This window comes from Nocardia alni, from assembly GCF_019038435.1.
Taxonomy (GTDB): domain Bacteria; phylum Actinomycetota; class Actinomycetes; order Mycobacteriales; family Mycobacteriaceae; genus Nocardia; species Nocardia alni.
In genome coordinates this window covers 26,654-47,214 of record NZ_JAGPOX010000057.1, presented here as the reverse complement: position 1 = coordinate 47,214, position 20,561 = coordinate 26,654, and the positions used below count along the sequence as shown (strand labels likewise).

At 66.6% G+C, this 20,561-nt stretch carries 16 protein-coding genes; 7 read left to right on the top strand and 9 right to left on the bottom strand.

Features of this window, described 5'->3' with window-relative positions; translation table 11 throughout:
* The first annotated feature begins 177 nt into the window (after positions 1 to 177).
* Positions 178 to 1,101, top strand: a complete 924-nt coding sequence (locus JZ791_RS22050) for a TIGR03564 family F420-dependent LLM class oxidoreductase (RefSeq protein ID WP_216897081.1) — start codon at positions 178 to 180, stop codon at positions 1,099 to 1,101.
* Between the two features lie 18 nt (positions 1,102 to 1,119).
* Here the strand turns inward: JZ791_RS22050 and JZ791_RS22045 are convergent, their stop codons facing one another.
* Positions 1,120 to 1,779 (bottom strand): Clp protease N-terminal domain-containing protein, encoded by a 660-nt coding sequence (locus JZ791_RS22045; RefSeq protein ID WP_216897080.1) that lies wholly within the window; start codon positions 1,777 to 1,779, stop codon positions 1,120 to 1,122.
* A gap of 292 nt (positions 1,780 to 2,071) precedes the next feature.
* On the opposite strand from JZ791_RS22045, the gene car reads away from it, so the two are divergent.
* From car to JZ791_RS22020, 5 genes are all read left to right on the top strand, one after another.
* Entirely contained in the window at positions 2,072 to 5,608 is a 3,537-nt protein-coding gene (gene car, locus JZ791_RS22040; protein WP_216897079.1) for a carboxylic acid reductase, read from the top strand.
* A gap of 326 nt (positions 5,609 to 5,934) precedes the next feature.
* On the top strand, positions 5,935 to 7,392 hold the full coding sequence (lpdA, locus tag JZ791_RS22035; RefSeq protein ID WP_216897078.1) for a dihydrolipoyl dehydrogenase: 1,458 nt from the start codon (positions 5,935 to 5,937) through the stop codon (positions 7,390 to 7,392).
* A gap of 10 nt (positions 7,393 to 7,402) precedes the next feature.
* Positions 7,403 to 8,497: a pyruvate dehydrogenase (acetyl-transferring) E1 component subunit alpha gene (gene pdhA, locus JZ791_RS22030; protein ID WP_216897077.1), complete on the top strand. Its 1,095-nt coding sequence runs from the start codon at positions 7,403 to 7,405 to the stop codon at positions 8,495 to 8,497.
* Positions 8,498 to 8,515: 18 nt separating this feature from the next.
* Positions 8,516 to 9,508, top strand: a complete 993-nt coding sequence (locus JZ791_RS22025) for an alpha-ketoacid dehydrogenase subunit beta (RefSeq protein WP_216897092.1) — start codon at positions 8,516 to 8,518, stop codon at positions 9,506 to 9,508.
* A gap of 12 nt (positions 9,509 to 9,520) precedes the next feature.
* A complete protein-coding gene (locus tag JZ791_RS22020; RefSeq protein ID WP_216897076.1) occupies positions 9,521 to 10,801 on the top strand; it encodes a dihydrolipoamide acetyltransferase family protein in 1,281 nt (426 codons plus the stop codon).
* A 66-nt stretch (positions 10,802 to 10,867) separates the two neighbouring features.
* On the opposite strand, the gene JZ791_RS22015 is transcribed toward JZ791_RS22020, so the two are convergent.
* A complete protein-coding gene (locus JZ791_RS22015; protein ID WP_216897075.1) occupies positions 10,868 to 11,869 on the bottom strand; it encodes a GlxA family transcriptional regulator in 1,002 nt (333 codons plus the stop codon).
* Positions 11,870 to 11,922: 53 nt separating this feature from the next.
* Here JZ791_RS22015 and JZ791_RS22010 point away from each other — a divergent pair, with 53 nt between their 5' ends.
* Positions 11,923 to 13,221, top strand: coding sequence for an APC family permease (locus JZ791_RS22010; RefSeq protein WP_216897074.1), 1,299 nt, complete (start codon positions 11,923 to 11,925; stop codon positions 13,219 to 13,221).
* A 29-nt stretch (positions 13,222 to 13,250) separates the two neighbouring features.
* Here the strand turns inward: JZ791_RS22010 and JZ791_RS22005 are convergent, their stop codons facing one another.
* The 7 genes from JZ791_RS22005 to JZ791_RS21975 all read right to left on the bottom strand — a co-directional run bounded on the left by JZ791_RS22005 (position 13,251) and on the right by JZ791_RS21975 (position 20,559).
* Complete coding sequence (locus JZ791_RS22005; RefSeq protein ID WP_216897073.1) at positions 13,251 to 14,204, bottom strand: hypothetical protein; 954 nt, start codon at positions 14,202 to 14,204, stop codon at positions 13,251 to 13,253.
* Positions 14,176 to 15,732 carry a class I tRNA ligase family protein gene (locus JZ791_RS22000; RefSeq protein ID WP_216897072.1) on the bottom strand — a complete coding sequence of 519 codons (1,557 nt, stop codon included), beginning with the start codon at positions 15,730 to 15,732 and terminating at the stop codon, positions 14,176 to 14,178. The genes JZ791_RS22005 and JZ791_RS22000 overlap by 29 nt, the downstream gene beginning before the upstream one ends.
* Positions 15,733 to 15,749: 17 nt before the next feature.
* A complete protein-coding gene (locus JZ791_RS46565) occupies positions 15,750 to 16,250 on the bottom strand; it encodes a serine O-acetyltransferase (RefSeq protein WP_216897071.1) in 501 nt (166 codons plus the stop codon).
* Between the two features lie 67 nt (positions 16,251 to 16,317).
* Positions 16,318 to 17,475 (bottom strand): NAD(P)/FAD-dependent oxidoreductase, encoded by a 1,158-nt coding sequence (locus JZ791_RS21990; protein ID WP_216897070.1) that lies wholly within the window; start codon positions 17,473 to 17,475, stop codon positions 16,318 to 16,320.
* A complete protein-coding gene (locus tag JZ791_RS21985) occupies positions 17,472 to 17,822 on the bottom strand; it encodes a cupin domain-containing protein (RefSeq protein ID WP_216897069.1) in 351 nt (116 codons plus the stop codon). Before JZ791_RS21985 ends, JZ791_RS21990 begins: the two co-directional genes overlap by 4 nt.
* 20 nt (positions 17,823 to 17,842) lie before the next feature.
* Positions 17,843 to 19,171, bottom strand: a complete 1,329-nt coding sequence (locus JZ791_RS21980; protein WP_216897068.1) for a SidA/IucD/PvdA family monooxygenase — start codon at positions 19,169 to 19,171, stop codon at positions 17,843 to 17,845.
* A complete protein-coding gene (locus tag JZ791_RS21975) occupies positions 19,168 to 20,559 on the bottom strand; it encodes an aspartate aminotransferase family protein (RefSeq protein ID WP_216897067.1) in 1,392 nt (463 codons plus the stop codon). Before JZ791_RS21975 ends, JZ791_RS21980 begins: the two co-directional genes overlap by 4 nt.
* Between the last annotated feature and the right edge of the window lie 2 nt (positions 20,560 to 20,561).

The following is a 20,561-nucleotide window of genomic DNA, read 5'->3' as shown; positions in this document are numbered from 1 at the left end:
ACGTTTGGCTTCCAATGCGCGATATTTCCCGGTTCCCCTGGTGCGGTTGCCGCCAGATCTGGTGTGTGAAGGGATAACGTCCGGCACTCCGTTCGGGTTCGACCGAGTGCGGGCGATTCGTTCGAGCGCGGAATTTCCGGGGGATTTCAGCCGTTGGTCGTGTCCGTGGAGACTCGAGTGCCCATCGGAATATCGGTCTGGCCGCAGGCCGGCGCCACCAACGATGTCGCGGACGTGATCGAAAAGGTGCGGTCCGCGCGCGATCTGGGGTTGTCGTCGGTGTGGTTCGGGCAGCGATTCGATCTGGATTCGCTGGTGCTGGCCGGGATTGTGGCGCAGGCGGTCGACGGGATCGGGGTCGGCACGTCGGTGGTCCCGATCAATCCGCGGCATCCGGTGGTCGTCGGCTCGCAGGCGCAGACCGTGCAGGCCGCATCGCGGGGACGATTCCGTCTGGGTCTCGGATTGGGTTCTACCACGCTGGAATCCGCGGCGTTCGGGATCACCGAGGACAGGCCGGTGCTGCGGCTGCGGGAGTACCTGACGGCATTGCGGTCGCTGATCGAAGAGGGTGGGGCCGATATAGCGGGTGAGCGAGTGCGGGCCCGTCCGCCCATGCCGACAAGGGTGCACGGCGGCGCGGACGTGCCGCTGCTGGTGGCGGCGATGGGACCGCAGGCGCTGCGGGTCACCGGCGAGCTGGCCGACGGCGTCATTCCCAACCTCGCGGGTCCTCGCACTCTCGCCACCCAGATCATCCCAGCCTTCGAGCGGGCTCGCCCGGCTCGGCCGCCGCGTCCGGGACAGGTCGTCGTCTGCGTGGCGGCGGTGGTGACGGATCGTCCCGATGAGGTCCGCGCTCGCGCCGCGCAGGACATGGCGTTCTACGACGCCAGTCCCTCCTACCGCGCGGTGATGGATCGCGAGGGGGTCGCTCGGGCCGCCGAACTGGCCCTGATCGGCGACGAGGAGGAGGTCAGCCGTGGCCTGAGCCGGTACATCGAGGCGGGCGCCACCGAACTGCTGGTCACTCAGACGGATATGGGCGGTCCCGAGGACCAGTCGCGCACCTGGAAGCTCCTGGGCGAGTTGTCGGCCTGAACCTGCCTGCGGCGCGCCCTACTCCTTCGGCGCCAGGACCGCGTCCAGTTCGGCGCGGACGCGCTCGGGATCGGCTCCGGCGGCATCGAAGACGCGCCGGCACAGATCGGGATCGGTGGCCAGCAGGGCCAGCAGCAGGTGCGGGGTGTCGATCTCGGTGTCGTCGCAGCGGCGGGCTTCCATACCGGCGCGCGTGAGGGTCTTGGTGGCTCGCTGGGACAGCGCGACCTTGGTCCGGCCGAGAACTTCCCGGATCGGGTCGGCGGTGATGCGCAGGTTCGCGACAACCTGTCCGGCAACGGAATCGGCGGTACCGCGCGCGGCGCGGATGACGCCGATGAGCAGGTGATCGGGGGTGATCAGACTGTCGCCCAGTGCGATCGACTCCCGCAGCGAATGCTCCAGGACCGTCTTCGCCTCGGTGGTGAACGGGATATGGCCGTACTCAGCGTGATTCGCCTGCCCCCGGGTGAGCGTGACCGTGGCGAGAGCGGCCTGCGGGGTGAACCCCTGCCGGTCCAGCAGTGCGCGGGTGGCCGGTGCGCGGCCCTGTTCTGCGGCCTCGAACACGGCCAGTAGCAGATGCTCCGCGCCGATGTAGTCGTGTTCGTGTTCGCGTGCGACCTCCTGTGCCCGCACTACCGCCCAGCGTGCCGAATCGGAGAACCGTTCGAACATCGGGGGCTCCTTCCGCCGATCGTGCGGTGCTTGATATCCAGCGTAGACGCTTTTCGCCACCCGCCTGGTGACCTGCTATTTCTTTGACAGAAGGTCGCGCAGCAGACATTCGAGCGGCGGTCGCGGTGCGACGAGGTGGGAAATCCGATGCGGTTTCGATCTTGACATCGACCGGGGGAGAGGAGAAGGCTCACCTTTAGTTAGCGTGACAAACTAGTTGCAGCATACATGTACTATGCGGTCATGCGGTCGACCGCCGGTGCTCGGTGGAAATCCATTGGGAGGCAGGGGCATGGACGAGGCACGGCAACAGCAACTCGAGGCACGGCAGCAGGAGTTCGCGCGGCGGCTGACCGGCCTGGTCGCGCGCGATGAGCAGGTTCGCGCGGCGATACCGGACGTGGCGGTCACGAGGGCGATGGCTCGCACGGATATCCCACTGGCGCAGTCGATTTCCGATCTGATGCGGGGATATGCCGACCGCCCGGCGCTCGGCATGCGCGCGGTGGAGTACGTGACCGACGCGGCGGGCCATACCAGGGGGCGGCTGCTGCCCCGGTACGACACCATCACCTACGGCGAGTTGTGGCGGCGCATCTCCGCTCTCGTGGCGGCCTGGCACAATGACACCGAACGGCCCACGCGCGCTGGTGATTTCGTTGCCACGATCGGGTTCACGAGTATCGACTACACGGTGATCGATCTGGCGTGCACCGCGCTGGGCACGGTATCGGTGCCGCTGCAGGCCGGTGCGCCGATGGCTCAACTCGCGCCGATCGTCGCCGAGACGGAGCCGCGCGTGCTGGCGACGAATGTCGAACAGATCGATATGGCAGTGGATCTGGCGGTGGACAACGATTCGGTGCGCTGGGTGATCGTGTTCGACTACCACGCGCAGGACGACGATCACCGCGCCGCGGTCGAACTAGCCCGGGCCCGGCTGGCCGGCGGCCCGGTGATCGTCGAACTGCTGGACGAGGTGATCGAGCGCGGGAGCCTGCTGCCCGAGGCGCCGCTGCACACCGGCGCGGGCCCGGATGCCTTGGCGCTGCTCATCTACACCTCGGGGAGCACCGGAACACCCAAGGGCGCAATGTATCCCGAGCGTCTCGTCGCGCAGGTCTGGCGCGGTGGGCTGATGCGCCAGGACACGGTCGTGCAGTTGCCGATGATCGCCTTCAGCTTCATGCCGATGAGCCACGTGGCCGGGCGCGGTTCGCTGCTGCACGCCCTGGGACGCGGCGGCACAGTGTATTTCGCGGCGCGCAGCGATATGTCGACGCTGTTCGACGATCTGGCACTGGCCCGTCCGACGATGCTGTTCTTCGTGCCGCGGGTGTCCGAGATGCTGTTCCAGCGCTACCGCAGCGAGGTCGATCGCCAGGTGGCCGCCGGTGGCGACCCGCAGACCGTCGAGGGTGAGGTGAAGGCGCACCTGCGCGATGAGATTCTGGGCGGGCGGTTCATCATGGCCATCACCGGTAGTGCCCCGCTGTCCGCGCAGCTGCGCGAATTCATGGGTTCGGTGCTGGGATTCGAGCTGATCGACGGGTACGGCTCCACCGAATCCGCGGGCGGAGTCCTGGTCGACAACATCATCACCCGGCCGCCGATCACCGACTACAAGCTGGCGGACGTCCCGGAACTCGGCTACTTCGGCACCGACAAGCCCTATCCGCGTGGGGAACTGCTGATCAAGTCCGAGACCTTGATCCCCGGCTACTACAAGCGGCCCGAGCTGAGCGACGAGGTCTTCGACGCCGACGGCTTCTACCGCACCGGTGACGTCATGGCCGAACTCGGCCCCGACAATCTGGTCTACGTCGATCGCCGCAACAACGTGCTCAAGCTCTCGCAGGGCGAGTTCGTGACGCTGGCCAAGCTCGAGGCCGTCTACGGGGGCAGCCCGCTGGTGCGGCAGATCTTCGTGTACGGCAGCAGTGAGCGATCGTATCTGCTGGCGGTCGTCGTGCCGACCACCGATGCGCTTGCCGCACACCCGGATACCGACGCCCTGAGCGCCGCGATCGCCGCGTCGCTGCAGCGGTTGGCCCGGGACAACGAGTTGGGGTCCTACGAGATACCGCGCGCGTTCCTGGTCGAAACCGAGCCGTTCACCATGGAGAACGGCCTGCTGTCCGGCATCGCGAAAATCCTGCGCCCCAAGTTGAAAGCGCATTACGGCCGGCGGCTGGAGCAGCTCTACGAGGATCTGGCCCGGGAGCAGGACGACGAGCTGGCGGCGCTGCGCCGCGAGGCCGGGAGTCTGCCGGTACTGCAGACGGTCGGACGGGCGGCGCGGGCGATGCTGGGTTGCGCGGAGAGCGATGTGCGCCCGGATGTGCATTTCGCCGATCTGGGTGGCGATTCCCTATCGGCGCTGTCGTATTCCGCGCTGCTGCACGAGATCCTCGGTGTCGAGGTTCCGGTTGGTGTGATCGTCAGCGCCGCAACGGATCTGAGGCGGCTGGCCGCCTATATCGAGACCGAGCGCAGTTCCGGCGGGAAACGCCCGACGCCGGATACCGTGCACGGCGAAGGCTCCCAGATTCATGCGGCGGATCTGACCCTCGACAAGTTCCTCGACGCGGCGACGCTCGCCGCGGCCGCGACAGCGCCGCGTGTCACGGGCACGCCGAAGACCGTGTTGCTGACCGGCGCCAACGGTTATCTGGGCCGGTTCCTGTGCCTGGAATGGCTGGAACGGCTACATGATTCGGGCGGCAGGCTGATCTGTGTGGTACGCGGCAGTGACGCCGTCGCGGCCCGCGCCCGGCTGGACGAGGTCTTCGACAGCGGCGATCCGGACCTGCTGCGGCACTATCGTGCGCTGGCCGAGGGCACCCTCGAGGTGCTGTCCGGTGATATCGGCGACCCGAACCTCGGTCTGGGCGAGCCGGATTGGCATCGTCTGGCCGAGACGGTGGATCTGATCGTGCATCCCGCGGCGTTGGTCAACCATGTGCTGCCGTACGGGCAGTTGTTCGGTCCCAACGTGGTCGGCACCGCGGAGGTGATCCGGTTGGCGCTGAGCGTGCGGATCAAGCCGGTCACCTATCTGTCCACGGTGGGTGTGGCTGATCAGGTGGCGCCCGAGAAGTTCACCGAGGACGGTGACATCCGCGAGATCAGCGCGGTGCGTTCGCTGGGCGACGGGTACGCCAACGGGTATGGCAACAGTAAGTGGGCCGGTGAGGTGCTGCTGCGGGAAGCGCACGATGTGTGCGGCTTGCCGGTGGCGGTGTTCCGGTCGGACATGATCCTGGCCCACTCGCGTTACGCGGGTCAGCTCAATGTGCCGGACATGTTCACCCGGCTGCTGCTGAGCCTGCTGGCCACGGGCGTGGCTCCGAAGTCGTTCGCTGTGCTCGACGCTCTGGGCAACCGCCAGCGCGCCCATTACGACGGGCTGCCGGGCGATTTCACCGCCGAGGCGATCACCGTGCTCGGTACCCAGGTGGGCGATGGCTTCGAAACCTACGACGTGATCAACCCGCACGACGATGATCTGTCCCTGGATCAGTTCGTGGACTGGCTGATCGAGGCGGGCCATCCGATCGAGCGGATCTCGGACTACGGAGAATGGTTCTCCCGCTTCGAGACCGCGCTGCGCGCTCTGCCCGAACGGCAACGTCAGCACTCGGTGCTGCCATTGCTGCACGCCTACCGGCGTCCCGGACGGCCGATGCGGGGCGGGACGATTCCAGCCAAGCGATTCCAATCCGCCGTCCAGGCCGCGAAACTCGGCCCCGATCACGACATCCCGCATGTGACAAGGGAACTCATCGAGAAGTATGCCAGCGATCTGAAACTGCGAAACCTGGTGTAGTACTCCGATATTCGTCCCGCTCGACGATGCGCGGGTTTGCTGTGACCCTTCGGTCACAGCAGGACAGCCGCCCCCGGCCTTCGACCTTCGCCGGGGGCGGTTGCGTGTGTTTTCGCGCCGCCCGCATACCGCCTCCCCGGATCGGTGTGACGAGGGCAAACCTGCCCTACTGATGAGTACAGATTGGGCGCTGCGCACAATCTGGTGATTCGATTGCTGGGCTGGTAGGGCATTGTTTGTGCGCACGGCCGCGAGAAGACTCGGTGACGATGGCCCAAGCCACAACCGTGCGGGGTCGTGATCGTTCGAGATGAGGAGCACCACGAGTGCCGGAATTCGATCTGTTGGTGATCGGTGGCGGTCCCGGTGGCTATGTGGCCGCCATTCGTGCCGCGCAGCGCGGGTTGTCGGTGGGGTTGGTGGAGAAGGAGCGCCCGGGTGGCGTCTGCCTGAACTGGGGCTGCATTCCCACCAAGGCCATGCTGCGCTCTGCGGAGGTCTTTCAGACCGTCACCGCAGCAGCCGATTTCGGTGTGTATGCCGATAACGTTCGCTTCGACTTCGGTGTCGTGCGGCAGCGCAAGGACGGCATCGTCAAGGAGCTGACCGACGGTGTCGCGGGCCTGTTGAAGGCCAACGGCGTCACCGTGATCGAGGGCCACGCCCGCTTCACCGGCCCGACCACCGTGCAGGTCTTCCAGGCCGGAACCTCACCGATCTTCCCGGGCGGTCCCCGCTACGCCGCCGCGCCGACCGAGACCCGGGTCCGCGAGGTCAGCGCCGCCGACGTGATCGTCGCGACCGGCTCGGTTCCGGCGCTGCTGCCCGTTCCGGGGGCGGATCTGCCGGGCGTGATCACCTCCGACGGCGCGTTCGGTCTGACCGAGGCGCCGCGCCGGATCGTCGTCATCGGCGGCAGCGCGGTGGGCGCGGAATGGGCCAGCCTGTTCCACACCTTCGGCAGCGAAGTGACCGTGGTGGAGATGCAGGATCGCCTGGTTCCCCTGGAGGACAAGGAGATCGGCACCGCACTGGGCCGCTCGTTCAGCAAGCGCGGTATCACCGTGCTGACCGGTTCGACGGTTACCGGGATCGCCGAGGCCGATAACGCGTTGCGCGTGAACGTCGGTGGCCCGCAGGCCCGCGAGATCGACGCGGACGTGGTGCTGGTCGGCGTCGGCCGCCGCCCCAACACCGCCGATCTCGGCCTGGACATCGCCGGAATCGACACCGACGCCCGGGGTTTCATCCCGGTCGACGAGCAGTTGCGCACCGGCGTCGAGCACGTCTACGCGATCGGCGACGTCACCGGTAAGGCGCTGCTGGCGCATGTCGCCTCGCATCAGGGGCTGACCGCCGCGGACGTGATCGCCGGTCACCCCGCGCATATCGACTACGCGGTGATTCCCGCCGCGACCTTCACCCACCCCGAGATCGCCAGTGTCGGGCTGTCCGAGGACGCCGCCCGTGCGGCCGGTCACGAGGTCATCACCGCGAAATTCCCGTTCGCGGCGCTGGGCCGGGCCAAGACCTTCGGCGAGACCGAGGGGTTCGTGAAGATCGTCGCCGGAAAGCAGCACTCCGAGGTGCTCGGCGTGCACATCTTCGGCCCGTCGGCCAGCGACCTGATCGCCGAAGGCGCCCTGGCGATTTCGCTGGAGGCCACCCTCGACGAGCTGGCCGACACCATTCACGCCCACCCCACCCTCGGCGAGATCGGCATGGAGGCGGCCCTGGCCGGACTCGGCCTGCCGGTCCACATCGCGCCGCCCCGCAAGCGTTGAGGAGAACGTCGTGACCACCACTACCGCGCCCCGTAAGACCACGCGTAAGCCGAAGCCCGCCACCGGATCCGATCACGCCGAACCGCCGTTCGGCGGCGAGAGCCCGGATCGCCTGCGCGAGCTGTACCGCGACATGCTGTTCGTGCGCCGCTTCGAGGAGCGCACCGCCCAGGCCTACCAGCAGGCCAAGATCGGCGGCTACTGCCACCTGAACCTCGGCGAGGAGGCCACCGTCGTGGGCCTCGGCGCGGCCATGCGGCCCACGGACTACCTGTTCACCAACTACCGCGAGCACGGCTACGCGCTGGCCAAGGGCATCGAGCCCGGCCGGGTCATGGCCGAGTTGTACGGCCGCTCCACCGGCACCTCCAAGGGCTGGGGCGGCTCGATGCACATGTACGACACCACCACCCGGCTGCTGGGCGGCTATGCCATTGTGGGCGGCCAGGTTCCGCTCGCGATCGGCGCCGCGCTGGCCATCGACTACCGCGGTGACGACGACGTCGTGGTGTGCCAGATGGGCGAGGGGACAACCAATATCGGTGCGTTCCACGAGTCGCTGAACATCGCGGCGCTGTGGAATCTGCCCGTGGTGTTCCTGGTGATCAACAACCAGACCGGTATGGGCACCACGGTCGAGAAGTCCTCGGCCGAACCGGATCTGTGGAAGCGCGCGGCCGCCTATCGCCTGCGCGGCGAGCGCGTGGACGGCACCGACGTGCTGGCCGTGCGGGATGCGGCCGGCGAGCTCATCGAGGCCGCCCGGCGCGAGGGCAAACCGGCGCTGCTGGAGGCGGTCAGCTATCGGCTCAAGGGCCACTCGGTGGTGGACCCGGCCAAGTACCGCACCAGCGAGGCGGTGGAGGTCGCGCGCGAGCACGACCCGATCACGCTGTGGCACAACCGGCTTCTGGAGGCCGGTGTGCTGACCGAGTCCTCGGCCGCGGGGATCGAGGCCGAGGTGACCGAGAGCGTCGCCGCCGCGGTGGAATTCGCGGACTCGAGCCCGCATCCCGACCCGTCGAGCCTGTTCGACTACACCTACGCGACCCCGGTGCCCGGTGAACAGCGCCGCCTGCCCGCCGACCCGGTCTTCGCCGTCTAAGGAAAAACCTTGCCTGTCATCACTTACCGCGAAGCGCTTCGCGAGACCCTGCGCCAGCAGATGCGGCGCGACGACGATGTCTTCCTGATCGGGGAGGAGATCGGCGTCTTCGAGGGTTCCTACAAGATCACCGCCGGTCTGCTGGCCGAATTCGGCGAGAAGCGGGTGCGCGACACACCGATCGCCGAGGAGGGTTTCGTCGGCGCCGCCATCGGCGCGGCCATGCTCGGGCTGCGCCCGGTCGTGGAACTCATGACGATCAACTTCTCGTTGCTGGCCCTGGACCAGATCGTCAACCACGCGGCGAAGATCTACGGCATGTTCGGCGGTCAGACCAACGTGCCGATGGTCATCCGCACGCCCGGGGGCGGCGGTCAGCAGCTGGGTGCGACCCATTCGCAGAACATCGAGCTGTACTACGCGTTCGTGCCGGGCCTGAAGGTCGTCGCGCCGAGCACGCCCGCCGATGCGGCCGCGCTGCTGCGTGCCTCGATCCAGGACGACGATCCGGTCCTGTTCCTGGAGAACCTGGCGCTGTACAACTCCAAGGGCGAGGTGCCCGAGAACCTCGATGATCTGCCGCCCGTGCAGATCGGCAAGGCGGCGGTGACCCGCGAGGGCTCCGACATCACCCTGATCGGCTACTCCCGCATGGCGACCGTCTGCACTCAGGTCGCCGAACGACTTGCCGGCGAGGGCATCTCGGCCGAGGTCATCGATCTGCGCAGCCTGCGCCCGCTGGACCGCGAGACGCTGGTCGCCTCGGTGCGCAAGACCGGATGCGCGGTGATCGGCGAGGACGACTGGCTGACCTACGGCATCGGCGCGGAGCTGGCCGCCTCCATCTCCGACGGCGCGTTCGACTACCTGGACGCCCCGGTGCGGCGCGTGGCGATGGCCGAGGTGCCGCTGCCCTATGCCAAGCCGCTGGAGCGGATCGCCCTGCCGTCCGCCGACTCGCTGTACACCGCCGCGGTGGAAACCCTTGCGGCCGTGGGCGCCCGACGTTGAGAGAAGACGACCATGCCTGAAATCACTATGCCCCGGCTCTCGGACACCATGGAGGACGGCGTCATCGCCTCCTGGCTCAAGCAGGTGGGCGACCAGGTGACCCGCGGCGAGGTCATCGCCGAGATCGAGACCGACAAGGCGCTCATGGAGCTGGAGGCCTACGACGACGGGGTGCTGGAACGCATCCTCGCCGACGCGGGTTCTCGGGTGCCGATCGGTGAACCGATCGCACTGGTCGGGGATGGCAGCGGGGCCGCGAGCGCCACAAGCGCCGCGCCGCAAGGGACTTCGGCCGCTACCGGCGGATCCGTAAGTGCTCCCGCTGCGTCCCCGGCCGACACCGGCGCCGCCGCGACGACCCAGGCCGCACCCGCCCCTGCCGCGAATGACGTCCCGACGGCAGGTGGGCGCTACAAGTCCTCCCCGCTGGCCCGCAAGATCGCCCGTGAACTCGGCGTCGACCTGGCGGCCGTAGCCGGAACCGGTCCGGGCGGCAGGATTACTCGTCGCGATGTCGAATCGGCCCATACTACGGTGGAACCCGCGCCCGTGACGGTTCCCGCCGACGCGGCCGCAACGCCCGCCATCCTTTCCGCCGGTGACTACGACGAGATCCCGCTGACCCGAATCCAACAGGTCTCGGCCACTCGCCTCACCGAGAGCAAGCAGCAGGCCCCGCACATCTACCTGACCAGCGCGATCGACGTCACCGACCTGCTGGCCTTCCGCGCGCAGATCAACGGCACGCTGGAGTCCGCAGGCAAGGGCAAGGTCAGCGTGAATGACCTGCTCGTCAAGGCGGTGGCCACCACCCTGCGCACCGACCCGTCGGTGAACGTGAGCTTCGCCGGCGACAAACTCCTGCGGCACAAGGCGATCAACCTCGGCGTCGCGGTAGCCACCCCCGCGGGCCTGCTGGTCCCGGTGATCCACGACGCCGACCGCAAGAGCGTCTCGGAAATCGCCGCCGAGTCCCGCGACAAGGCCGTGCGCGCCCGCGACCGCAAGCTCCGCGCCGAGGAAATGTCCGGCGGCACCTTCACCATCTCCAACCTGGGCATGTTCGGCATCGAACAGTTCACCGCCGTCATCAACCCGCCGGAGTCCGCCATCCTGGCCGTCGGCGGCGCGACCGACGAACTGCGCCTGGATGATTCGGGCACGGTGATCTCCCGCAAGATCCTGCGCGTCACCCTGTCCGCCGACCACCGCGCCATCGACGGCGCGGTCGCTGCGACATTCCTGCAGCAGCTGAAGGACCTGATCGAGCACCCGCTGCGGATCGTCACGTAGAATCTGGGCGTGAAAAGCCCCCTCGCGCAACGTTGTTCGCGGGGTGGCTGCCTGGATGATCGGTGATCACCTCGATGCTGCCGCCGCGAAGGATGATCGGTATTGCTGCGGCGAGCACTCGAGGTGTTTCCTGAAGTGCTGCCGCAGATTTTGCGCCGTGCCGAAGCCGGATTCGCGGGCGACGACGGAGATGTCGTAGTCGATTCTGGTCTCGAGTAGCACACATGCGAGCTTGATCTTCTCGGCCAGAATCCATTGCTGGGGTGTCGCTTTGTAGTGCTGGTGAAATCGCCGGGTGAGTGTCCGGTGGCTGACATTGGCGCGGGCGGCCAGGTCTGTGACGTTCAGGCCGTGTGGTAGCCGTCCGCGCGCCCAGATGAGGATGTCCTCGGGCAGGGGGTCCGGGATGCCGCGGTTCGTGCCGAGGGCCCGGCGATGGTAGTACTGGGCCTGGCTCCCGGATCGGTGTGGCGCGGTGACCATGCGGCAGGCGACCTCGTTGGCGACGGCGGCGCCGAAGTCCTCGCGGACCAGCGCCAGACACAGGTCTATCCCTGCAGCGGACCCGGCGGAAGTCCATACGTTTCCCGCCCGCACGTAGATGATGGATGGATCGACCGATACCTCGGGGTATCGGCTGCGCAGCGTATCGGTGTACATCCAGTGGGTGGTGGCGGGCCCGCCGTCGAGCAGACCGGCTTGCGCGAGGATGAACGCTCCGTCGCACAGCGAGACGATCCGTGCGCCGTTACCCGCGGCGGCGGCCAGAGCGTCGGTGTAGGCGCGCGGGACCGTCTGCTCGATCGCGTGACATCCGGGGACGATCACCGTATGCGCACGGGTGATCTCCTCGAGCGGAGATGTGGGTATCGAAAAGCCTTGCTGTAGACAGACTGTCGGCTGTTCCAGCGAATGTGTGCTCAGCTGGTACCAGTGTGGGCCGGCGATGTCGCGCCGATCCAGGCCGAACACCTCGTAGGGGATGGAGGCCTCGAAGACGGGGCAACCGGGAACGAGCACGACGGCGACGCGCGGCCGCCCGGACGTCATGGCCGATTCGTTTCGCATCGTGGCGAGCTTTCTGCTTTCGGTGTCACATGGAAATCGCAAATACTGTGTGCATGACTGTCGAACGGGATCGCGCGGACAAGACCGCCGCCACCGGACTGCGCCGCAGTATCGGTGTGGGACAAGGTGTTGCGCTGTACACGAGCGCGATTCTGGGGGCGGGCGTGCTGATTCTGCCCGGACAGGCCGCGGCCATGGCGGGACCGGCGTCCATTCTCGCGTGGATATTCAGCTGTCTTCTCGGGATTCCGCTGGCATTCACGTTCGCACTCCTGGTCGGTGAAGTGGGCGACGCGGGTGGTGTCGCCACGTACGTCCGCCTGGCGTTCGGCTCCACCGTCGGCGGTATTGTCGGCTGGCTTTATTTCATCGCCGGGGCGGTCGGCCAGACGGTGGTCCCGTTGACCGGTGGTTACTACCTCGCCCACGCGATGGCGCTGCCGGGGGTGTGGGCCTATATATTCGGCGCCGCCATTCTGCTCGTCGCGTACGCGGCCAATATGCAGGGGATGAAACTGAGCGGACGAGTGCAGATCGTCTTGGCGGCAGCGGTGGCCGTCATACTTCTGGCCGCGATCTTCCTCGCGATTCCCGCTATTCGATGGAGCGCCTTCACGCCTTTCGCTCCGCACGGTATCGAAGGCGTGGGGAGCGCGGCCGTACTTCTTTTCTTCGCCTTCGCGGGCTGGGAGGCCATCGCGCATCTCGCCGAGGAATTCCACGATGCCAAACGAGGAGTCTGGCTCTCGACGGTGATCACCATCGGCGTGGTGTCCGTGCTGTACATCGGAGCGTCGATTTCGGTGATCGGCACTCGCACATACGGTGACGCGCAGACCAATCGGCTGTCGATCGGGCTGATCGTGCACGACCGTCTGGGATTCTCGGCGGCCGTCGCCACCGCGGTGGTAGCCCTGATCATCTGCCTCGGCACCACCAACGCGTTCATCGCGGGGATCTCGCGCCTGGGTTACGCGCTCGCCCGGGAGGGCTGGCTGCCGCGCCCGATCGCCCGGCTGGGTCGCAATGACCAGCCGCGGATGGCGATCACCGCCGTCACTGCCGTGGGTGGCGCCGGGATATTCGTCGGCTACCTGTTCGGCTATGGCGCGGAGACCATCGTCATCATCCCGTCGACATTGTGTGTCTACGTCTACCTGGTCGCGATGGCGGCCGCCATCGCGATTCTCCCCAGACGGGCGAAGTGGCTTCCGATAGTGGGCCTTGTCCTCACGGCCGTCGCCGTCCCGTTCACGATCGTCCATGCCTGGATCCCCGTCACCGTTGCCGTCGTCGCGCTCGTCGTGCGCCGGCTGTCGCGGCGCCCGGAAACCCTCACGGCCGGGACCTGATTCGTGATGTCCAGGCATGGTTCTCGAATTCACCGCGAAGGTCCGTTTTCTCGGTAGCGGGCACATCTGTCCGAACCGATTATCACCGGGATGTACAGGCACGCCGTCGCTATCGCCGGAAAGACGAGCGGCAGCAATGTCAGGCCTGGCATGTTCGCCGCGATGGTGGCCGCGAGTGCGGTGTACCCGGTGGCTACACAGAACCTCGTCAGCCGGATCCCCCTTCTCACCCGAAGCAGGTTCGTCATCGTCGCGATATTCCGCCCGGCATAGCCGGCGACGGCGATCGTCACGAGTATCGCCGACGCGCGGCTCACCTCGTGCCGATGGCCGGGAACACCTGCGCCGCCCCAGAAGGCAACGGCGGTGACCGCCATGGTGATCGCGAGGCAGACAGCAGTCCGCCGCCTGCCGGAGGCGCCGAGCCCGAGCCGTTCCCAGCCGACGACCGTCAGTGCGACGGGTAAGCACGCGTATATCGTCGCGAGCAGACCGTGCGAGAGAAAGGCGCTGTGCCCCAATACGATTTCCGTGATCGATAGGTGCGTGCCGACCATGGCCGCGAGGGATATCCCGAGCATTCCGGTCGTCACAACGGCGGGAAGCTCGAGTTGCGCGGCGACAGCGACGGTGAGTAAAACGACCAACCAGTGGACCGGAGACGGGACCTGCGCCAGCGTTATCAGAATCGCCGGAACAATGGTGAGCGTCAATGTTCCGCCGGCTATGCCGAAGACGTACAGTCCGGTGCGAATGGTCGGCGACCAGAAATCGACTCGCGGCCGACGGGCGAAACCTACAGCCACCGCGATGGTGGCCACCGCGTAGAGCAAGGCCACGACCGACCGCTCGGCTACCGCGAGCCCAGGTGTCCACAAGCCGATCAGGAGTGTTCCCGATCCGAGCACCGAGGCGACGACCGCCCGCGGTGCCGGATCGTCCGCCGCCTCCGCGTCAGATGACGAGCGTTCTGTTCGAGTCATATCGACTGGCGAGAGTCTGTGCCGTCGCGGGGCGCACCAGGCCGTCCAGGGCGACAGCGGACGCCTGCCCTTCTTGGACGAGTTGATGCGTGGTCCAGTACGGCGAGAGCGGATGGAAGGCTTCTACCAGCGTGTCGAACGCGGCACGCCGAACCTCGGCGGTGCTTGCTTCGAGCTGTTCGAGCAGCGCACGGTCGTCTATGACATGTTCGGTGAGAACCGTCGCTGCCGCGCGAGCGCTGAATGTATGCGGGAGGTAGGCGTCACGGCATTGTTTGGCGACTCGTTCCACCAGCGGCGGCATGTCGACAGCGCGGGGCGCCGCGCCCGCGGTTTCATCGCCGTCGGTAGCGATCTGAAACAGCTCTTGTATCGCTGTCCTGTACCTGCCCGAGAATTCGTCGTAGTCGGCTTCGTTGAACGAGGTCTGTTCGATCTCGGGGCCAGTGAGCGCCATGTAGAAGCGCAGGATGTCCGACGATGTGGTCGGAAGATAGTCGGCTCCCCAGATGGCGTGCCCACGGCTGGTGGAGAACTTGAGCCCATCGAGTTGATAGAACTCGTTGCTGAGATAGTTCAGGCGAACGGGCCAGTGCAACCAGATGGCGATGGCGTTCCACAGGATCATGTGGGAAAACGAGCAGTCGAATCCGAATGCCTCGACGACGTCCACGCTCTCGTCCTGCCACGGGACGTCGCTGCTGAATCGTCGCCTGCGGCGATTGTCGAGGTCGGCGGCGTTGGCATATCCGAACACCCCGCTGAACCAGGTATCGAGGAAATGTCCCTGCCACTGCGGCAGCGGCACCGGCACGCCGTAGTCGCCGATCCTGCTGATGGGTACCGGCGCCAGCGGGCGCGCGAGTTGTTCCTGCAGGTACCGCAGCGTGCGTGGGCGCGGAGTGACCGCTTCGAGGATCTCGCGCAACTGCGGGCGCAGACGTTCGATGTCGAGGATCAGCCGAGGATGATGGGCAGTGGCGATGTCGGTCCCATCGCAGCGTGTACATCGCGGATGGATCAAGCCGGTCGGCGTCTGGGGAGTTCCACATTGCTCGCAGTAGATCCCGTCCGAAGGGGCGTCGCAGAACGAGCAGGCGCCGCGAACCTCGCATTCGTACAGGTACCGAGAACAATTCGTGCACCGGAGTACCGCCGAATCCGGGTCGGTCGTGATATGGCCGCTGCGCCACAGGGTTTCGAACCCGGCGTGTACCCGGGCGTCGTGCGACGGGTCACGCAGCGGCCGGACCACGGTGGCGGGGCGCATGTTCGCCTGCGCGAGGGTGGTCTCGATGCGATCTCCGAGAAGGGCTGCGGCGGTGTAGGGATCGGTGGACAGCTCGCGAGCGCGCCGGACGACGTACGACGAGTGCTCGTCGATGTATCCGACATGGCTGACGCTGTTGCCGGCGAGTGCCAAGGCTCGCGCGGCGATGTCGGCAGTGAGGAAGGGCCCGGCGAGATGTCCGAGGTGGAGATCGCCGTTCGGGTTCGGGGGTGCGGCGGTGACTATGAAATTCGACATGATGTTCTTTCTGTCGGTCAGAAGGCGCTCAGGGTGTGCGGCCGGCTGTCGGGATCTTCCGAGGCGCCGCGATGTTCGGCACGGGCCCAGACGCTTCCGGCGGGAACGTGTGTGTCATCGGGGACGTCGGCGAGCACCACGGCGTGCGCTCCGACGATGACGTTGGCCCCGACCGTGACCGGCCCGAGAACCGACGAACCCACGCAGAGAATCGAATTGGCGCCGATGGTGGGGTGCCGGACGGAGAACCCCTTGTCCTTCCACCATCCGACCGACCCGAGGGTGACATGGTGGTACAGCATGGCGTTCTGCTCGACGACGGCCGTCTCTCCGATCACGACACCGAGTGCGTGGTCGATGAACACCGTGGGATGTATGGTGGCGCCGGGATGAGCGTCGAGGCCGGTGACGATTCGAGCAAGCATCGCGACCACTCGCGCCGAGGCGCAGTGCCCCGCGGTGAACAGCCGGTGCGCGAGTTGATGGGCGAGAATGGCCTGCACACCCGGATGGATCACGGCCTCCAGCACCGTGTTGGTTGCCGGGTCCTTGGCGTGTGCGACGCCGATAATCCGTCTTACTGTGTCAGAGATACGAGAAGACCGGTGTGGCATGGGCATCGTCCTGGGAGTGGGCGTAACGGGACAGGAGTTCGGGGCGAGCGCCGGTAAGCACCCACTGGGCTGTCAGGCGGCCGATCTCGGGCGCGATTTTCGCGCCGCCGCCCGAAAAGCCGCTGCAGACGAACAGATTCGGCTCCAGCTGTTCGATGAGCGGTCGTCCGTCGCTGGTCGTGGCGTCGGTTCCGACCCGGGTACCCGCGGTCGGGGCGGCGTGTAGTGCGGGCAGCCGGATATTCACGGTGTCGCGGATCGCATCCTGTTCACCGTCGGTGAGTGTGCTCTGCGAGTCCGTCGGCGACACTCGGCCGTTCGCCCCGAGATAGGTGATCTCGGGGCGGGAGATCGCGTAGCCGCCGGTGATGTCATCGATGAACGACAACCCGTGCGGGATACCGCCGCGGCTGTGCTCGGACGCGATCTCCACCACGCCCAGTCGTGTCGGGGTCGCGGGCAGCTCGTGATGACGTGTCGTGCGCAGCAATTCGGTGGTGTGCGGGCCGGCCGCGATCACTACCGTCGTGGCGTGGTATTCGTTCTCATCGTCTGTGGTTACGACCCAGTGACCGTCCGCCGCCGGTGCGAAACCTGTGACCGTCTCCGGGGTCACCTCGCCCCCGTGGGCGATCAGGCTGTGCTGGAAGGCCGTGAGCGCGCCGCTCACATCGATGGATCCGGATGCCGGTTCGAACAAGGCGATATCGTTTGTCCGCCAAGAGATCTCGGGCCATCGCCGACCAAGTTGCATGGCATCCAGCAATTCAGCGGGATAGTCCAGGGACCTCATCAATGCGATTCGGTCCAGCACCGCCCGTCGATGGCTGTGGTCGGTGATGAAGGCGAATCCGGCCTCGGTGTACGAGACGGCTCCGCCGAGTGTGGCGTCGATATGGCGGTAGGCGCGTGACGACGCGATGGTCAGCATCGTCTCCTCGGGTCTGCTGTGGACCGCGCGGATGATCCCGCCCGAGTTGGCGCTGGCCGAATGATGCGCCCGCCGAGCGGGTTCGATGCTGTCGAAGGCGATGGTCGTCGTCTGCTGGATTTGCAGGTGGTGGGCGATGCTCGACCCGATCACCCCCGCCCCGACCACCGCGACGTCGACCAGGCCGGCCGCCGTCACGACGGCACCTCTTGGTCGTCGGTCCACCAGACGGCCAGGAAAAGTAGGTCGTCGGCGCCGATGTTGGTGAGCGAATGCTCGACGCCAGGTGTCATGACGGCGGTCGTTCCCGAGCGGACGTCGACCCTTTCGGATCCGTGCGTGAGATACCCGCTGCCGGCGATGATGAAGAACATCTCCTTCTCGTCGTGTGAATGGGGCGTCGTGGTCTCCCCGGGCCGGACCTTGACCCATGAACCGCCCCAGTTGATCTCGCGGAGACCGGCCCACGGGAACAGGCGTCGTGAGAGGGTGTTGAACGCGGGTTCTTCGGCCCAAGGCTCGTCGTCGAGGTCGAATGTCAGCATCGTGTTCTCCGTTCCTTCCGCTATACGGACGTGGTCGCGGCGAGTGGGTGAGTAGCGGTGAGCAGCGATTCGGCGATGTCGCCGGATCGGACGGCCAGCAGACTGAACGAGGCCGCGCTACCGATCCCTTGCTGTCGTTCCGCGACGCCGTGCAGGTAGATGCCCGACCCGGGATTGCCGGCGTCGCGGTTCTGGATCTCGCCGGTCGCATCGACGACGAGATCACCATGGGGATCGACGGCGAATCCGTCGGCGACCGGCGTGAGGACCTCGGGGACCGCGGGTTGGCGGTAACCGGTGCACAGGATCACCGCGTCGACGCCGAGGCGTTCTCGATGGTGGCCGGTGTGACGGTCGGTGATCATGAGACTCAGTCGATCGCCGTCGAGACCGAGGAGCCGGGTAGTGGATCGGATGTGGATGTGGAACTTCTGGTCGCCGAGCACCTGCCCGCGATACCAGTCGTTGTAGAGCGCGGTCGATACGTCCGGGTCTACCGCGGCGTAGTTCGTCCTGGCTTGACCGGCGTAAACCTCCGCTCGCGCGGCGGCGGGGTAGGTGGCGAACGCGGCCCTTTCCTGGGGCCAGTACGCGCGATTCACGAAGTGCCCGAGGTCGTACATGCTGAACCCGTTGTTGCGGACGATCGAATGCACTGTCGCGCCGGGGAAGCGGCCACGCAGATCCAGGATGATCTCGCCGGCCGTCTGCGCGGCCCCGACAACCGCGATGGAACGCGGTGAGTCGAGAGCGGCGACGCTGGTCAGGTAGCGCTCCGAGTGGAATACGCGCGGATCGGCGGTGTCGAATTCGGGTGGGACGTAAGCGGTGTAGCCCGTCGCGACGACTACAGCCGGTGTGACGATCGCGCGGTTCGAACCGGCGGCCTCGTCGCGATATTCGACGCGATACGCCGGGCCGCTCCCGTCGGACAGGGCGTCCTCGCGGACGGCTTGCACGCTGGTCTGGTAATACCGGCGGCCGTCGGCGCTGCGAGCGACCCACCGGCAGTAGTCGTCCCACTCGACGCGTTCCGGATATCCGCTGCGCTGGGTGAACTCGTAGAACCGGTTGTGCGCGTGCAGATAGTTGATGAAACCGAAGCGTGTGTGCGGGTCTCGGGGCGTGCCGAAGTCACGAAGGTAGTGATGCTGGATATCGGTCCCCGCGAGCATCAACTCCGGCTGCCAGCCCGCCTCCGGTTGCCGCTCCAGATATACCGCCTGCTCGGCGAGTTTCGCCGCCTGCTTTCGCTGGTAGCCCAGATCGGTCAGTGCGGCCGCGAGCCCGACTCCCGCGGGCCCGTAGCCGATGCACACCACGGGCGCTTGGTCGACGTCGGCGGTCATTGCGCTACTCCTGTCGTGAGGACCTCGTCGATGGCGGTCGTGATGACGGTGCAGGCATCGGCGAGCAGATCGAGATCGATGTTCAGCGGGGGAAGCAGGCGCAGGACGCTATCGTTGCGGCCGCCGACCTCGGTCACGACACCGCGGCGGACGCAGAGGCTCTGCACGGCCTTGGCGATGACGCCACCGGTATCGCGGTGGTCGGGTGTCGCGGCGAATTCGATACCCCACATGGCGCCGATGCCTCTGACGTCGTGCACTTCGAGATATCTGTCCCGCACAGGGCTCAGACTCGAATCGATGGCGCGCTCGATGGCGGCGACGTGGTCGAGGATTCCGTCGCGGTCGAGCAGATCGAGGAAGGCGCTGCCGGTGGCGAAGGCGATCTGATTGCCACGGAAGGTGCCGGTGTGGCTTCCGGGCTGCCATACATCGTGCTCGCTGCGGTACAGCAGCACCGAGACCGGAGTCCCGATGCCGGACAGTGCCTTGGAAAGGCAGACGATGTCGGGTCGAATTCCATGACGTTCGTAGGCGAAGAACGTTCCGGTCCGACCGCATCCGGTCTGGATCTCGTCGATGATCAGCAGGGCTCCGAGGCGATGAGCCAGATCGGCCACGGTGGTGAGGAAATTGTGGTCGCCCAGGACCACGCCGCCTTCGCCTTGGACGATCTCGAGAATGATCGCCGCCGGCTCCGGAATACCGCCGTTGGGATCGGTCAGCAGGCTTTCGATCAGCGTCGTGTGGAACCGATGATCTGCCCCGCGCTGATCGGGGTAGTTGCGATTGTCGCTATAGGGAAGGAAAGTGACGCCGTCACCGATACCGGCCAGGCCCGCACGGTGCGCGAGCAGCCCGGTCAGGCCCATCGTCAGGTGAGTCGTTCCGTGGAACCCGCCTTGGAAGCTGACGACGCCGTGCCTGCCCGTGGCGACCCGAGCGAGTTTGACCGCGGCGTCGACGGCGTTGGCGCCGGTGGGACCGCAAAAGTGAATTTTCCAATTGTCCGACCCGGAGTCGTAGCCCGGCACCCGGCGCAGCAGTTTATCGGTGAATTCGGCCTTGGCGGGAGTCGGCATATCGAGCCCGTGCACGAACAATTCGAGTTGCCGCTGTGCGATAGCGGTCAGCTCGGGGTGCGAATGGCCCAGTGCCAGCACCCCGGCGCCGGACAGGAGGTCGACGTAGCGGTGGCCGTCGACATCGGTGATGATCGAGCCGCGCGCCGAGGCGATCCCGAACGGTAGACGGCGCGGATAGGTTCGAGCGTTCGACTCCTGTCGCTCCTGGTCCGCCAGTAACCTGGCCGACCGCGGTCCCGGCAATGTGCGCGTGCTGAACAGTTCGAGGTTGTCGTGACGTGACGCACCGACGGTGGTTGTCATGA